Annotated in this window: 12 protein-coding genes and 2 pseudogenes; 7 read left to right on the top strand and 7 right to left on the bottom strand. The window is 64.2% G+C overall.

The features are described 5' to 3' along the window. Positions 1–26: 26 nt before the first annotated feature. The 6 genes and pseudogenes from tssA to NCT05_RS32120 form a co-directional block, all read right to left on the bottom strand. Positions 27–1,049: a type VI secretion system protein TssA gene (gene tssA, locus NCT05_RS32145; RefSeq protein WP_250504082.1), complete on the bottom strand. Its 1,023-nt coding sequence runs from the start codon at positions 1,047–1,049 to the stop codon at positions 27–29. Between the two features lie 83 nt (positions 1,050–1,132). Beyond that, positions 1,133–1,636, bottom strand: coding sequence for a DUF3455 domain-containing protein (locus NCT05_RS32140; protein WP_250504081.1), 504 nt, complete (start codon positions 1,634–1,636; stop codon positions 1,133–1,135). Positions 1,637–1,722: 86 nt separating this feature from the next. Then, positions 1,723–2,745, bottom strand: a complete 1,023-nt coding sequence (locus tag NCT05_RS32135; protein ID WP_250504080.1) for a hypothetical protein — start codon at positions 2,743–2,745, stop codon at positions 1,723–1,725. A 71-nt stretch (positions 2,746–2,816) separates the two neighbouring features. Then, positions 2,817–3,524 (bottom strand): annotated as a pseudogene (locus NCT05_RS32130) (MlrC C-terminal domain-containing protein); the annotation flags it as partial. A gap of 56 nt (positions 3,525–3,580) precedes the next feature. Continuing rightward, positions 3,581–4,355: pseudogene (locus NCT05_RS32125) on the bottom strand (aspartyl/asparaginyl beta-hydroxylase domain-containing protein). A 361-nt stretch (positions 4,356–4,716) separates the two neighbouring features. After that, on the bottom strand, positions 4,717–5,598 hold the full coding sequence (locus NCT05_RS32120; protein WP_250504103.1) for an IclR family transcriptional regulator: 882 nt from the start codon (positions 5,596–5,598) through the stop codon (positions 4,717–4,719). 282 nt (positions 5,599–5,880) lie between these two features. Here NCT05_RS32120 and NCT05_RS32115 point away from each other — a divergent pair, with 282 nt between their 5' ends. From NCT05_RS32115 to NCT05_RS32085, 7 genes are read left to right on the top strand one after another with little or no spacing between them, the layout of a single operon-like run. Then, a complete protein-coding gene (locus NCT05_RS32115; protein WP_250504079.1) occupies positions 5,881–6,969 on the top strand; it encodes an ABC transporter ATP-binding protein in 1,089 nt (362 codons plus the stop codon). Continuing rightward, positions 6,962–7,879: an ABC transporter permease gene (locus NCT05_RS32110; RefSeq protein WP_250504078.1), complete on the top strand. Its 918-nt coding sequence runs from the start codon at positions 6,962–6,964 to the stop codon at positions 7,877–7,879. The genes NCT05_RS32115 and NCT05_RS32110 overlap by 8 nt, the downstream gene beginning before the upstream one ends. A 15-nt stretch (positions 7,880–7,894) precedes the next feature. Next, positions 7,895–8,689: an ABC transporter permease gene (locus tag NCT05_RS32105; protein WP_250504077.1), complete on the top strand. Its 795-nt coding sequence runs from the start codon at positions 7,895–7,897 to the stop codon at positions 8,687–8,689. A 10-nt stretch (positions 8,690–8,699) separates the two neighbouring features. Then, a complete protein-coding gene (locus NCT05_RS32100; RefSeq protein ID WP_250504076.1) occupies positions 8,700–9,014 on the top strand; it encodes a (2Fe-2S)-binding protein in 315 nt (104 codons plus the stop codon). Beyond that, positions 9,011–10,435 (top strand): FAD/NAD(P)-dependent oxidoreductase, encoded by a 1,425-nt coding sequence (locus NCT05_RS32095; protein ID WP_250504075.1) that lies wholly within the window; start codon positions 9,011–9,013, stop codon positions 10,433–10,435. Before NCT05_RS32100 ends, NCT05_RS32095 begins: the two co-directional genes overlap by 4 nt. Continuing rightward, the gene (locus tag NCT05_RS32090; RefSeq protein ID WP_250504074.1) at positions 10,428–11,561 is read left to right on the top strand and encodes an NAD(P)/FAD-dependent oxidoreductase; all 1,134 of its coding nucleotides are present in this window, start codon (positions 10,428–10,430) and stop codon (positions 11,559–11,561) included. Before NCT05_RS32095 ends, NCT05_RS32090 begins: the two co-directional genes overlap by 8 nt. 14 nt (positions 11,562–11,575) lie before the next feature. Further along, entirely contained in the window at positions 11,576–12,622 is a 1,047-nt protein-coding gene (locus NCT05_RS32085) for an ABC transporter substrate-binding protein (protein WP_250504073.1), read from the top strand. A gap of 102 nt (positions 12,623–12,724) precedes the next feature. Here the strand turns inward: NCT05_RS32085 and NCT05_RS32080 are convergent, their stop codons facing one another. Next, on the bottom strand, positions 12,725–13,429 hold the full coding sequence (locus tag NCT05_RS32080) for a glutathione S-transferase family protein (RefSeq protein ID WP_250504072.1): 705 nt from the start codon (positions 13,427–13,429) through the stop codon (positions 12,725–12,727). Positions 13,430–14,440 lie beyond the last annotated feature (1,011 nt).

Raw genomic sequence — 14,440 nt, 5'->3', positions numbered from 1 at the left:
CCTGGTTGAAAAGCGCGGCGTGAGGCTCAGTCGTCGAACGACTCGACCGCCGATACGCCGACCACTTGGGTGAGTTGCGCCAGCCCTTCCGGCGCGAGGTCCTTCATCAGATCGACAAACGATTTGTCGATCAGCGTGATGGCGCGCCCGAGCAGCAGCGGCACGGGGCTCGCGGGCTCCTGACGCGCGTAGTACTCGCACAGGCGCGCAAGCGTCGCCGCCACGTCGGCGCGGCTGTTGATGACGCCGCCCGCCCCGGCCGCCGTCGATACACGCTCGCCCGGCACGGGCGCATCCGTGCGATTCCCGAGACATCCGCCAAAAAGCGCTCTCGCCCGCTGCAACAGCGTCTTCAACGGAGCGAGATCGAGCGTCCGTGCCGCACCGACACGCGCCGACAGAAGCGTTTCGAGCGCCTCGACGTGAGCGGCCGCGGCATCGAACGCAGCCTTCGCGCGCAGCGATGCTTCGGGTGTAGCCGCGATCGCCGCCTCGATCTCCGACGCGCTACGCATCGCGCGGCCATCGGGTGCGCGGGCATCGCCGCTGGCGTACGTCCATTCGCGCAGCGTGATCGGCTGCCCCTGGCCGGACAGCGGCGTGTCCGCCAGCTCGGCCAGCAAGCCAGCGGGATCGACCCATGCGGCAAGCGCATTGACGCGCGCGGTGGGATCGTCGGCATCGCCCGCATCGAGTTGAGGATGCACGTGCTGCCATCGCTGCTCGAGCAGTGCGACCGTGAGCGCGAGTCCATCGTTCAGTCCTTCGACGCCTTCGCGAGCCAGCCGGGCCCGCACCAGCGGCACGATCACACGCAGGTCCCGCGTGCGCTCCATCAGCGCCGTGCCGAGTGAGTCCACGACGGTCCAGTCGGCCGGCACGGCGGCGACGAGCGTCGCGCCATACTCCGCTTCCGGCCGACCCTCGATCGCCTCTTCGAACTCGCGAAACTGAGGGTCGTACTCGAGGTCGGGCCCGCAGGGGACATCGTCCGTGAGCGGTGAGAGCCAGCGATTCCAGCTCTGATGCGTGATGAGCTCAGTGTTCATGTCAGCGTTGGAGTGAGAGGGGTTATTTTGTTATCCTGATCGACCGGTAACGAAATATTCCGATGCAAGTTCGACGGGATGGTCTATCGATAGAAGATGTAGGTGGCCGTATAAGGCGAACCGGCTAACTCGTGCTCCTGCGTGCACGATGTTTGCGGCTTTACGCCGCCGATCGTATTGACGCGCTGCACGCGACGCACCGAAGCCAGCAATCCCGCCGTGCCCGTCGAGCGCGTTTCGAGCAGCAGTTCGGGCACGCTGTTCGGCGTCTTGCTCGGACGTTGTGCCAGCACGCGACCTTCGATCCGGCTACCATCCCCGGCTTGCCAGGACGGTCCCGCCCCATGCTCGATGACGGGTGCGCCGCTCTCATCGGAAAGCGTGGCGCGCGGCGCTTTGAATACCCAGCCGAGCACGCGATCCGCGCCATATTCACACGAATAGATCTGCTCGCCCGACGCAGTCGTTCGCAGCAGCGGCTGGGCATCGGGCAAATCGATCGACGCCGCCTGTGCGCCCGCGCCGCACGCGACGATCATGAAAGTGACGCCGCTCAAGGCGTGCATGGTGCGTGACAGACCGTTCATCTCGTGCTCTCCTGAATCCCTGTTTGGAAGCCGCCACGCGTGTGGGGACTTGCGCTGGCCCTTTCATAACACCCGAGCCCCGCAGGCTATTCCATCGAATCCTGGCTGTAATTCGAGGCGGAGTCGGAATCCGAGCCGCGACTGGGCCCACCGTGGTACGCGTCCAGAATGTCCATGTAGGTCGGCGATGCGGGAGGCGACGGAGGCGACGGCGGAGCGGCGCCGCCGGTCGCACCTAGATGCTTTTCGAAATCGTCGGTGATTAGAAACCGTGCCAGCTTGAGTTCCGGCCTGAACAGGCCGTTTAGGGTTTTGTCGGTGTCATCGTCGGATAAAGCGGAAAGAAGCTTGCGCTGTGAACCCGGGCTCAAGTCGCGCGTGAGTTCCACGATCGATAACGCCACGCCCACCATCATCGAGCCGCCCGAGAAGACATAGGTTGGCTTGTTGTAAACGTCGACTGCGTTATTGACCTTGCGGTAATCGCTTTCAGGGAGCCCGGGAACGCGGCGCGGGAGAGTGTTGTCCGGCGGTGCGACCATGTCGTTGAGGCTCAGCCACGCATGTTCGAAGCGCGAGCCGACTCGCGAGGATGCAAGATCGAAACGGTACAACACGTCCCCGAACCGGCTGCTGGCCTTCTTCGGCGTGCGGCCACATTCGAGCGAGAAGAAAACGTAGTCGTCGTTGGCCGCCTCGGCGAGATCGGCTGCCTGCGAATGTGACAGATCGAACGTGATGCCCTTTTCGATCAGCTTCTTGCGCGAATACAACGTGGTTTCCCCGCCGCGGTCACGCTCGGCGGGCGTGAAGTGCGTCGCGTAGAACGGCCGCTTGTCGAACTTCGTAACGAAGTCGTACTCGAGCGGGCTAAGCCTCTTCAGGTTGGCGCGCAGGCGGGCGAGATTCGCGCGCGAGAGCTTGTCGATCGCCTCGATCTGTCCGTTGTCCCTTTGATGTCTGCGCCAAAGTTCACCTTTGTCGAACATGTCCCGCTGCGGTTTTTGTGCGACTCGTGCGCGCAGTGCAGAAGCAGTCTTTCTGGCGAATCGGTCAAGAGAATCGGGGCTGATGTCTGGGTGCCTGGCTTTACGCTTTTCATCGGTCATGTCGCGTTGCTCCGTTCAGATGTCTGAGTCAGAACATCCGACGGGGCCGCATTATTCCGTGGTCTTTTGGCTCAATATTCGGCGTTCGAATCCAGCGGATAGACCGGCCGCTTCAGATTCTCGAATGTAAAGAGCCCGTAGTCGGAGCTCGTCGCGCCACGGCTATCGCACTCGACGAGTCCGCCCGAGATGGGCACGAACACCGGTCTGCAATACAGGCGCGACTTGAGGATCAGGAACCGCGCGCCGCGGGAATCGATACCGACACTTTCGAACACGCCCAGATCCCACGGCTCGTGCGTGCGCTCCGTCACGAGGATGCGCGCCGCCGGCGTCTCGATCACCGCCGCGCGGCCCATGTAGGCGCGCTGTCCCGTGTAGGTCGGGCCGCTGATCACAAATTCGCCGTCGGTCAGCGCGCGCACGATTCCCGTCACTTCGAGCGGCGGCTTGCCGAGCGATGCGACACTCGTGAGCTTGTTGCCGACCGTGACCGTCGCGCTCTCGCTCGCTTCGAAGAGCGCCGCCACCGCTTCGGGATCGCACAAAGGCCCGACGACGATGCCTGCGGGTCCTTGTTTCAGCGCTTCTTCGAAGGCGTCGGTCGTGTCGCAGGTGCCGCCCGACATGCAATCGTCGCCGTGATCGAGCAGCAGCACGGGCTTGCCGGTGTCGCGCGCGAGCGCCGCGCCTTCACCGATCGATTGCGCAAGGGGCGCGCTGCGATACACGAACGCGTCGCGCTCGTCCCAGATCTGACGCGCGATCCGGTCCCTAGGGGTGTTCGCCGCGTCACGGCACCGCCAGGTCTGGGCTGGCTTAACTTCGGCTGGCCTCAGTAGCGCCAGAAAATCGCAACCGCTAATCCGCCGAACAGCAGCCACTTCACGATGTAGTAGACGATCCGGTTCCACGCCTTCGGACGCTTGCCGACGAGCCGGATCGAATACAAATACTTGAACGCGCGATTCAGGCCGCCGGTACGGTCACCCATCTCGTTCGGCGAGGTCGCCGCGCGCATCAGGAAGCCGCCTACCGCGTGGTTGAACGCCTGCGCCCATCGGTATTTCATCGGCCGCTCGATGTCACAGAATAGGATGATGCGGTCCTTGTCCGTTTTGTTTTCGGCCCGGTGCAGATAGGTTTCGTCGAAAACGACTTCCTCGCCGTCGCGCCATGAATAGCGCTGGCCGTCGACGATGATCGCGCAGTTGTCGTCGTTCGGCGTCACCAGTCCCAGGTGATAGCGCAGCGATCCCGCGTATGGATCGCGGTGCAGCGTAAGCACGCCGCCGGGCGGCAGCATGGCGAACATCGCCGCCTTTACCGTCGGAACCTTTTGCAGGATTGAGACCGTGTTCGGACACTGTGCGACGGCGGACGGATGAGGGCGGTCATACCATTTCAGGTAAAAGCGCCGCCAGCCGAAAGAAGGAAGGCTCGAGAAAAGGTGTCGACGGCACGCGCGAGAACATGTACACGAAACCGTTTAGCGGCGACATGAAAGTCGAATGGTCAGAAAGCTGGCGGAAGAACCCGTGCCGAACCTTGCCGCGCCAGTGGGTGTACGCAGCGCAAGCGATAAAAATCGACAACATCACCCAGCGCATGGTTTCTCCCTTCGCAGCTAGTCTCTCGCTTAGCACAGCGTTCCAAAATATATACAAACCAATAACTGAGGTCTGCTTGGATGGCGGCAGGGACAACTTTCTGTGCAGGATTTGCTCGTCCTAACCAGAACAAAATGCGGTCGCACGTGAAAATCTGCCGAAGCTGTGGGTGATGATGACCAATGGGACGCGATCCTCGATCCCAGAGGCCGATCTCGCACTCTTAGGAATGTTGGACGGCCGGCCACGGCAACAATTGACGTTGGTGGGATTCAGCCGTCGCCGGTCCGAGCCCCGTGGCTTTCTCAGTTCGACTCTGACCTGTCGTCTCCACGAAGAGCAGCGCTTTTCAGCGAGCCCGCTATTGCGCCGGCCCCGACAGCGGCCTGGTCGCCATCGCGCGCGTCAGGCCATGAACCGGACGGCGCACGGCCACATCGAACGGATTGATTTGCGGGCCGAGCGCCTGCGCCTGGCGCTTCAGCAGTTCGACCACCATCGGCAGGCGGTCTTCGCCCAGGCGCGTCGACAGCGTGCCGACGCTCAACGCGCCGAGCGCATTCCCGGAGCGGTCCAGAATCGGCACCGCCACGCCCGCCATGCCATCGATCAACCCGCTGTTGCGGCCCGCGTACCCCTGCGCGCGCACGCGCTCGATCTCCGTGCGCAAATACACCTCGTCGAACACGCCGTAGTTGTGCAGCCGTGGCACGTTGTAGCGGATGATCTCTTCGCGCTCCGCTTCCGGCTGAAACGCGAGAATGGCGAGGCTCCCCTGCCCCACGCCCAGCGCGACTCGGCCGCCGACATCGCCCGTGAAGGAACGGATCGGATACGGACCTTCGCACATGTCGAGGCACACCGCATCGAAGCTGCTTTTCACGAGCAGGAAGATGGTCTCGCCGAGACTCGCGCACAGACGCAGCAGCGCGGGCCGGCACAACGTGCGCATCCGGCTCGGATTGCCCGCCTGCGCCGCCAGCGAGAAGAAATCCACGCTCAGCCGATAGCGCTTGCTGTTTTCGTCCTGCTCCACCACGCCTTCCGTCATCAACGCCTGGAGTATCCGATGCACGGTAGCCTGCGTGAGACCAACGGCCTTCGCAAGCGCCGTGACGCGGCTTCCTTCCGCCTGATCCTCACCGAGCGCGCGGATCACCGCGAATGCGCGTTGCAGCGCGCCCGTCCCGGGTGCGTCCATTCTGTTTTCTTCGTTCGATGCCTTCATCCGGGCCTCATTCATTCCATTGAACGGAATGCGACTGATGCTGCTCATGTGTGCCGCCTATTCGACCCGATACGGCCGCATCGCACAATGCGCGTCGGACTCGGGGATTACCCAAATCACACTGAGTGAAACAAATATCGCATACATCGCGTTTATATTCCGTCAATCGAAATTTCATATGAGGTCTTTATCGACAGATGGAATTTCAGTTTGACTGGCCGAAATATGGCTGGCTAAAGTCCATTTCATCGAGTTCATCACATACAGCCGGCGCCCGCTACGCCGAAGGGAAAGGCCATGTCGTTCCTCACATTGACGGATCTGTCGAAGTCGTTTGGCGATCTGCACGCGGTCGCCGACGTCAACCTCACCGTCGAAAAAGGCGAATTCGTCTCGTTGCTCGGCCCGTCCGGCTGCGGCAAGACCACGACCCTGCAGATGATCGCGGGCTTCATCGAAGCGACGCGCGGGCGCATTCTGCTCGACGGCCGCGACATCACGCACATGAGGCCGAACAAGCGCGGCCTCGGCATCGTGTTCCAGAGCTATGCGCTCTTTCCGCACATGAGCGTCGAGCAGAACGTGAGCTTCGGCCTGGAGATGCGCGGCATCGACAAGCGCGAGCGCCGTGAGCGCGTGCAGGAAGCGCTGTCGCTCGTGCGGCTCGACAAGTTCGCGCACCGCTTTCCGCGCGAGCTCTCGGGCGGCCAGCGTCAGCGCGTGGCGCTCGCTCGCGCGATCGTCATCGCGCCGCCGGTGCTGCTGCTCGACGAACCCATGTCCAATCTCGACGCCAAACTGCGCGAGGACATGCAGTTCGAGTTGCGCGGCATCCAGCGCAAGATCGGCACCACGACGATCATGGTCACGCACGACCAGTCCGAAGCGCTGTCGATCAGCGATCGCGTCGTCGTGATGGAGGCGGGCCGCATCACGCAGGTCGATACGCCGTATCGCGCGTACGAACGTCCCGAGACGAGCTTCGTGTCCCAATTCATCGGCAAGGCCAACATGCTGCGCGGAACGATCGTCGCGCGCGACGGCGACGCCATTCGCATCGATCTCGGCCACGATCTCGCGGAAACGGGCTCAACCTCGCAGTTGCCGGAGCGCGAGCGCGCGATCGGAGTCGGCGACGCCGTCACGGTGTGCATCCGCCCGGAAAAGCTCAGGCTCGGCGCGGCGGGCGGCGGACGTCTGCCGGGCCGCGTGACGAGCCGCTTCTTCCTCGGCAGCCAGTGGCTCTACCGGCTCGACAGCCCCGCCGGCGAAATGCTCGTGTGCTGCCAGAATCACGGCGACGAGCCGCTCGAAGAAGGCGCGCAGGTGGGTATCGACTGGAATGCGGAATCGATCCGCTTCATTCAGGAGGCCGCCCGTGGATAGCACCTTGCGCTCGACGGAATCCGCCGCGGCGGCCGGTTCGGGAAGCGCACGCCGCGCCCCGTGGCACGCCTATCTGCCCTTGTGGATGATGAGCGCGCCCGCGCTGCTGCTGTTTTCGGTGCTCGTCATCGTGCCGCTCGCGATGACGCTCGGCCTGACCTTCTACCGCTTCGATCCGCCGCTCGGGCCCGTCGCCGCGTTCGATCTGCATAACTACGCCGAAGTGCTCGGCTCGTCCTACTACCACACGATCTTTTTGCGCACCTTCGGCATCGCCGCGCTCGTGACGCTGTTGTGCGTCGTGATCGGCACGCCGGAGGCGTACATCCTGTCGCGCATGGGCGATCCGTGGCGCTCGGTATTTCTGCTGGTGATCCTCGCGCCGCTCTTGGTGTCGGTCGTGGTGCGCGCGTTCGGCTGGAGCATGCTGCTCAACGTGAACGGACTGGTGAACCAGTTGTTCGGCGTGTTCGGCATGGGGCCCTACAAGCTGCTGTACACGACGTTCGCGATCGTCATCGCGCTCGTGCACGTGATGCTGCCGTTCATGGTGATTCCGGTGTGGACCGCGCTGCAACGCATCGATCCGCAAACGGAAAACGCCGCGCTCTCGCTGATGGCCTCGCCCGCCGTCACGCTGAGGCGCATCGTGCTGCCGCAACTCGTGCCGGGCATTCTCTCGGGCAGCCTGATGGTGTTCGGCCTCTCCGCGAGCGCCTTCGCGATTCCCGGCCTGCTCGGCGGGCGGCGTCTCAAAGTGGCGGCCACGACCGTCTACGACCAGTTCCTCAGTTCGATGAACTGGCCGCTCGGCGCCACCATCGCCTTGCTTTTGCTCATCGCCAATCTTGTGGTGATGCTCACTTATTACCGCGTGCTCGAGCGGCGCTACGCGCGCAGCATGGGCTAGGGCGAGGCAGACATCATGCGCAAAAACGGTCCCGTCGCGCTGGCGTTTCACACGTTCGTGATCCTGTTCATGCTGGCGCCGCTCGTCATCGTCGTGCTGGTCGCGTTCACGCCCGAGGAGACGCTCACGCTGCCCACGCGCGGGCTCTCGCTGCGCTGGTTCCGCGCGATTCTCGACTATCCCGATTTCATCTCGGCGTTTCTCAACAGCGTGAAGCTCGCGTTCGCCTCGGCTACGCTTTCGCTCGTCATCGCGCTACCCGCGGGACTCGCGATCGGCCGTGCGCGCTTTCCGGGACGCAACTTCCTGAATGCGCTGCTGCTCTCGCCGCTCGTGATTCCCGGGCTCGTGCTCGGCATCGCCATGCTGCGCTTCTTCGCGCTGATCGGCGCAACCGGCTCGTTCACGTGGCTGATCCTCGCGCACATGGTCGTCATCACGCCGTTCGTGATGCGGCTCGTGCTGGCCTCGGTGAGCGGCATGGACCGCAGCATCGAGCACGCCGCCGCGTCGCTCGGCGCGAGCGCGTGGACGACTTTTCGCCGCGTCACATGGCCGTTGATCCTCCCCGGCATCACGGGCGGCTGGCTGCTCGCGTTCATCAACAGCTTCGACGAGCTGACGATGTCGGTCTTCGTCACCTCGCCGCAAACCGTCACCCTGCCGGTGCGCATGTACATGTACGCGACCGAATCGATCGATCCGATGATGGCGTCCGTCTCCGCGCTGGTGATCTTCATCACCGCGGGCGCGATGCTGATCCTCGACCGCGTGTACGGGCTCAACCGCATTCTGATCGGCCAGCACTGAACTCATCCTCATGAGCCACGCAACGCCTCATCACGCGCCGCAGTTCGTTCGCCTCGTCGAGCAAGACCGTGAGCGCATCTCCTTCGTTCTCGACGGCGCGCCAGCCGACGCACTCGCCGGCGACACGCTTCTGACCGCGATCCTCACGCAGCAACGTCACGTGCGGCACAGCGAATTCAGCGGCAAGCCGCGCGCCGGATTCTGCCTGATCGGCGCCTGTCAGGACTGCTGGGTGCGCGATGAAAGCGGCCGGCGCATGCGCGCGTGCTCGACGCGCATCGAAGCGGGCATGCGCGTGGTCACGCACTCCGGAGAGACGCGATGAGCGCGGCTGCGCGCGTGGTGATCGTCGGCGCGGGGCCTGCGGGCATCCGCGCGGCACAGACGCTCGTGGCGGCGGGCATTCGTCCCGTCGTCATCGATGAAAACGCGCGCTGGGGCGGGCAGATCTATCGTCAGCCGCCGGCCGACGCGGGTTTTGCGCGCAGCAAATCGACGCTCTACGGCTTCGAGGCCAAAAAAGCCGCGGCCGTGCACGACACGATGGCCAGCCTGCTGCCGAAGCTCGACTATCGCCCCGACACGCTCGTCTGGTCCTGCGAGCCCAACCGGCTCGACACGCTCCACGCGGGCCGCGAAGCGAGCGTGCCGTTCACGCATCTGATCATCGCGAGCGGCGCGACGGATCGCATCATGCCAATCCCCGGCTGGACGCTCGCGGGCGTCTTCACGCTCGGCGGCGCGCAGGTCGCGCTGAAGGCGCAGGGTTGCGCGATCGGCTCGCGCGTCGTGCTCGCGGGCACGGGGCCGCTCCTGTATCTGGTCGCCTACCAGTATGTGAAGGCAGGCGCGCGGGTCGCGGCCGTGCTCGACACGAACCCGCTCTCGCGTCAGGCCACCGCCGCGCCGCGCATGCTGAACCAGCCTTCGACGTTCGCCAAGGGCATGTACTACGTCGGATGGCTGCACGCGCGCAGCGTGCGCATCGAGCGCGGCGTCACGCTCGAGGGCATCGAAGGCGACGACGCCGTGCGCGGCATCCGCTGGCGCACGCGTCGCGGCGAGACGCGCACGCTCGAATGCGACGCGGTCGGCATGGGCTTCGGCCTGCGCCCCGAAACGCAGCTCGCCGATCTCGCGGGCTGCCGCTTCCGCTTCGACGCGCTCAATCGCTGCTGGATTCCCGAGCGCGACGCGGCGGGCCGCAGTTCCGTGCGCCACGTCTATCTCGCCGGCGACGGCGCAGGCATCGCGGGCGCGGACGCCGCCGAACTCGCCGGACGGCGCGCGGCGCTCGCGCTGATCGAGGACATCGGCCTCGTGGCCCACGAGAGCGCCCCGCCCGATGCATCGGCGCTCGAACGCGAACTCGCGCGCATCGCCGCTTTCCGCGCCGGCATCGAGCAGGCATTCGCGCCGCCGGCAAACGCCGCACAGCGCTGGCCCGACGATCTCGTCGTCTGCCGCTGCGAGGACGTCACCGCGGGCGCCCTGCGCGCGTGCATCCGCAGCGGCCTCGCCACGGAAGTCAACCGCCTGAAGGCGCTCACGCGCATCGGCATGGGGCGCTGTCAGGGGCGCATGTGCGGCGAGTCCGCCATCGCCCTGCTCGCCGCCGAAACAGGCAAGACGCTCGCCGATGTCGGCCGTCTGCGCAGTCAGGCGCCCGTCAAACCGATTCCGATCACCCCGATGCTCTACGACGACGGCGTGCGCGTGCAGCCGGAGGAAGCGCACGATGAATGACGCGCGTCATTTCGATGTCGTCATTGCGGGCGGCGGACTCGTCGGTTCCTCGACGGCCCTCGCGCTCGCGAAGCAGGGCATGCGCGTCGCGCTCGTCGAACGGCGCTTTTGCGGCGCACAGGCGAGCGGCGTGAACTACGGCGGCGTGCGCACACAAGGACGCACCGAAGAGCAACTGCCGCTCGCGGTGCGCGCGCGCCGCGTCTATGCGCGGCTGCCGGAATTGATCGGCATCGACGGCGAACTCGTGGTGTCGGGTCATCTGCGGCTCGCGCGGCGCGAAGCCGATCTCCACGTGCTCGACCAATGGTCGGCAATGGCGCGCGAACACGGCGTCGAATCGGAGGTGATGCGCGGGACGGCGTTTCGCGCGCGCTATCCGTGGCTCGGCGCGGCGGCGATCGGCGGTTCGCTTTGTCCGACCGATGGCCACGCGAATCCGCGCCTCGTGTCGCCCGGCTTCGCGCATGCGGCACGCCGCGCCGGCGCTGACGTGCGCGAGCAGACCGAGCTCGCAGACATCGTCTTCGACGGCACGCGCTTTCAGATGCGCGCGGGCGATGAACGCATCAGCGCCGACTGGCTCGTGAACAGCGCGGGCGCATGGGCGAATCGCATCGCGGGCATTTTCGGCGAAAGCGTGCCGATGAAGGCCATCTATCCGAACATGTGGGTGACCGAGCCGCTGCCGTTGTTCATCGGCCACAGTCTCGGCGTGGTCGGCGGTGGCATCTACGCGCGGCAGGTCGAGCGCGGCAACTGCGTGATCGGCGGCGGACGCGGTCATGGCGACGGCGAGTACGCGCAGCCATCGACGGCGACGACGCGCGCCGTGATGCGCGACGCCTGTGCGCTGTTGCCCGCATTGCGCGATGCGCTTCTGATTCGCACGTGGAGCGGCGTCGAGGGCGAGACGCCGGACAACAATCCGGTCATCGGACCCAGCCGCACCACGCCGCGCCTGCTTCATGCATTCGGATTTTCGGGCGGCGGCTTCCTGCTTGCGCCCGGCGTCGGCGAAGTGCTCGCCGAGCTCGTCACGCAGGGCGAAACCAGCACGCCGATCGAGGCCTTTTCGATCGGACGGTTCAGTTCGATGCCTCTTTCCGCCATCCCCCACTCATAACAAGGAAAATTTCGATGAAGCTGCCTCGCACACTCGTTTCCCTCGCCACGCTCGTTGCGCTCGGCGCGTCGTCTGCGGCCTGGTCGCAGAGCAAGACGATCTACATCGGCATGAACGGCGGGCCGATGGAAAAGGCCTACACGAGCCAGGTGCTGCCCGACTTCGAGAAGGCCAACAACGTGAAGGTGGTCGTGGTGCCGGGCACCTCGTCCGACGTGTTGGCGAAGCTGCTCGCGAATCGCAACAGTCCGCAGATTCACGTCGCGTTCCTCGATGACGGCGTGATGGCCCGCGCCGTCAGCATGGGCGTGTGCCAGAAGCTCGACGATGCGCCGGTGCTCAAGGAGCTGTATCCGTTCGCGCGCCTGAAGGACGACATGGGCGCGGGCGTGCAGCTCGGCATGACCGGCATCGGCTACAGCACGAATCTCTTCAAGGAAAAGGGCTGGGCGCCGCCGACCTCGTGGCTGGATTTCGCCGATCCGAAGTACAAGGGCAAGGTCGTGTTCCAGTCGGCGTCGAGCAGCACCTTCGGCCTGCACGGTTTTCTCGCGCTCAACCGCTTGTGGGGCGGCAGCGAGAAGAACGTCGAGCCGGGCTTCAGCAAATGGGCGACGACGGTCGGTCCGAATGTCGTCGAATACATTCCGAACTCGGCGAAGCTCTCGGAGATGATCACGACGGGCGAAGCCGGCCTCTTCCCGCTCACGCCGACCGCCATCGGCGATCTCAAGGACAAGGGCCTGCCGGTGGCCTACGTCGCGCCGAAGGAAGGTGCCGTGCTGCTGCTCGTGGATGTGTGCGTCGTGAAGAACAATTCGGACCCGGCGCTCGCGCAAAAGCTCGCGCAATATCTGTTGTCCGCGCCCGCGCAGGCGAAGGCGGCGGAGGCCGGCAAGCAGATTCCCACCAACTCGCAGGCGAAGATGACGCCGGACATGGAGAAGAATCTCGGCGACCTGAACGCGCTCGTGAGGAAGGTGACCGTGGTGGACTGGGACTCGATCAACGCTAATCGCGCGCAGTGGGATCAGCGCTGGAATCAGCAGATCGAGAAGTAGGCGTCGCCGGTCAGGCTCGCGTCGATATCGGGCGAGAACCGACTCGGCCATCCTGCTCGCCGATGCGGCTACAGGGATGGCCTTGATCTTTTAGACAAACTCTCACGCCGTCTTCGGGTAGTTCGACGGGAACAACGCACGCTTCGTCTCGTCGTCGTTGACTGTCTTGAACGCATGCGTCCTGTTCACGGCGCGTGCGCGTTCGACGGCGGGCCGCGCGTCGATCCTCGCGAACCAGCGCTTGAGTTCCGGATACGGGCCGAGGGGGTCGTCGCTCGACTTAAACACGCGTGATGCCCGATCGAGCCAGCCCCACGCCGACATGTCGGCGATCGTATAGCTGTCGCCCACGATGTAATCGCGGTCCTTCAGCCTGTCGTTCAACACCTGATAGTGCCGATCCGCTTCTCGCCGGTAACGGTTCACCGCGTATTCCAGCCCTTCCGGAGCCGCGTACTGGAAGTGCACCGCCTGCCCCGAAAACGGCCCGAGACCGCTTGCAACGAACAGCATCCACGAAAGCAGCTGCGGTCTATCTTCCGGCGCACCGGCGAACTGCCCCGTTTTCTCCGCAAGATAAAGCAGGATCGCGGTCGAGTCGAACACGACAGCGGGCTTGCCGCCGGGCCCTTCCGTGTCCACGATGGCGGGCACCTTGCCGTTCGGGTTGATCGCACGGAACTCGGCCGAATGCTGCTCGCCCTTGCTGGTGTCCACGGGCTTCACCTCGTAGGGCAGACCGGATTCTTCAAGGAAGAGCGCGATCTTCGCGGGATTGGGCGTCGGGTGAAAGTAGAACTCGATCATGCGTATAGTCTCCGTGTCGTGGCCGATATGTGCCATCTTAAATCGAACGAGCTTTGAGCACCGAGGCGAACCGGACCGTCTCGATTGATTCGCCGGTTTCGCCACTTGGGTCCCACTGCGATTCGCATCGGCGAGTCCTCGCTCGGAAAGCTTTGTCGGTTCGCCCACCCGTGTTCAGGTCCGACGTACAGGGTTTGCTTATCGTATAAGTCCAGCCTCACTCAGTGCGCACTTAGGCCGTTCAGAGTCCTTACGACGCGTTACGCTCCTCTATCCTGACGGGGATGTGAAAGTAATCGGGACGCCTGTCATGCCGTCGCGGCCTGCCGCCGCCACCTCTACGCGTCCGCCGTGTTCCTTGGACTGCAAGAGCGTGACGGCCCTGCTCATGGAGTGATGCGGATTGCAGGCCGCCGTTTGCGCAACTTCGGTCAACGGCGTCTTCGTGGCTCTTAAATTAGCCTGACCGGGTACGGTCGGATGAGATGCGATTACTCACCAGAGAATCGCTGACAGCCTGGGCGGCCGTCGCGAAGGGCTTTACGGAGCCCGCCGGAAAATTGCATCGCGCGGGAGTTGTTCGTACCAGCCGCGGTCGCATCAGGCTGCTAGACCGCGCCGCGTTGGAAGCCAGCGCTTGCGAGTGCTACTCAATTTGTCAAGGGCGAGTTTGATCGCATGCTGCCGAGCAACCAGCGCGCTGAGCCGCATGTAACGTCAGTCGGTTCAGCGTCTGTAACGGACAACTTAAGCAAAGCTTGGTTTAACGGCGGCCATCCGGCCTTCTTCGACGCGACAATAAGAAACCTGGTTAGGGCCGCCCGCTCTGACCGCACTCGGCATTTACTCGATGTCTATGCGTTATTCTTAACGCTTCGACCCTGGCGCGGCCGCTATGTTCTTGATGACAAACGTCAAAACGCATAATGATGCGTGTCAAAGCAAAATTGAAATGTCGTACCACCGGCTAAATACAGATGTCGTGTTTTTGATGTGTGATTGGCTTTGTTT

The sequence above is a fragment of the Caballeronia sp. AZ7_KS35 genome (assembly GCF_023631045.1).
In the GTDB taxonomy this organism is placed as follows: domain Bacteria; phylum Pseudomonadota; class Gammaproteobacteria; order Burkholderiales; family Burkholderiaceae; genus Caballeronia; species Caballeronia zhejiangensis.
This window is presented reverse-complemented; position numbering and strand designations above follow the sequence as displayed.

Excerpts from the sequence above, each read along its gene's own strand:
- tssA (WP_250504082.1), bottom strand. The coding sequence starts at position 1,049 with ATGAACACTGAGCTCATCACGCATCAGAGCTGGAATCGCTGGCTCTCA.
- NCT05_RS32140 (WP_250504081.1), bottom strand. The coding sequence starts at position 1,636 with ATGAACGGTCTGTCACGCACCATGCACGCCTTGAGCGGCGTCACTTTC.
- NCT05_RS32135 (WP_250504080.1), bottom strand. The coding sequence starts at position 2,745 with ATGACCGATGAAAAGCGTAAAGCCAGGCACCCAGACATCAGCCCCGAT.
- NCT05_RS32120 (WP_250504103.1), bottom strand. The coding sequence starts at position 5,598 with ATGAATGAGGCCCGGATGAAGGCATCGAACGAAGAAAACAGAATGGAC.
- NCT05_RS32115 (WP_250504079.1), top strand. The coding sequence starts at position 5,881 with ATGTCGTTCCTCACATTGACGGATCTGTCGAAGTCGTTTGGCGATCTG.
- NCT05_RS32105 (WP_250504077.1), top strand. The coding sequence starts at position 7,895 with ATGCGCAAAAACGGTCCCGTCGCGCTGGCGTTTCACACGTTCGTGATC.
- NCT05_RS32100 (WP_250504076.1), top strand. The coding sequence starts at position 8,700 with ATGAGCCACGCAACGCCTCATCACGCGCCGCAGTTCGTTCGCCTCGTC.
- NCT05_RS32095 (WP_250504075.1), top strand. The coding sequence starts at position 9,011 with ATGAGCGCGGCTGCGCGCGTGGTGATCGTCGGCGCGGGGCCTGCGGGC.
- NCT05_RS32090 (WP_250504074.1), top strand. The coding sequence starts at position 10,428 with ATGAATGACGCGCGTCATTTCGATGTCGTCATTGCGGGCGGCGGACTC.
- NCT05_RS32085 (WP_250504073.1), top strand. The coding sequence starts at position 11,576 with ATGAAGCTGCCTCGCACACTCGTTTCCCTCGCCACGCTCGTTGCGCTC.
- NCT05_RS32080 (WP_250504072.1), bottom strand. The coding sequence starts at position 13,429 with ATGATCGAGTTCTACTTTCACCCGACGCCCAATCCCGCGAAGATCGCG.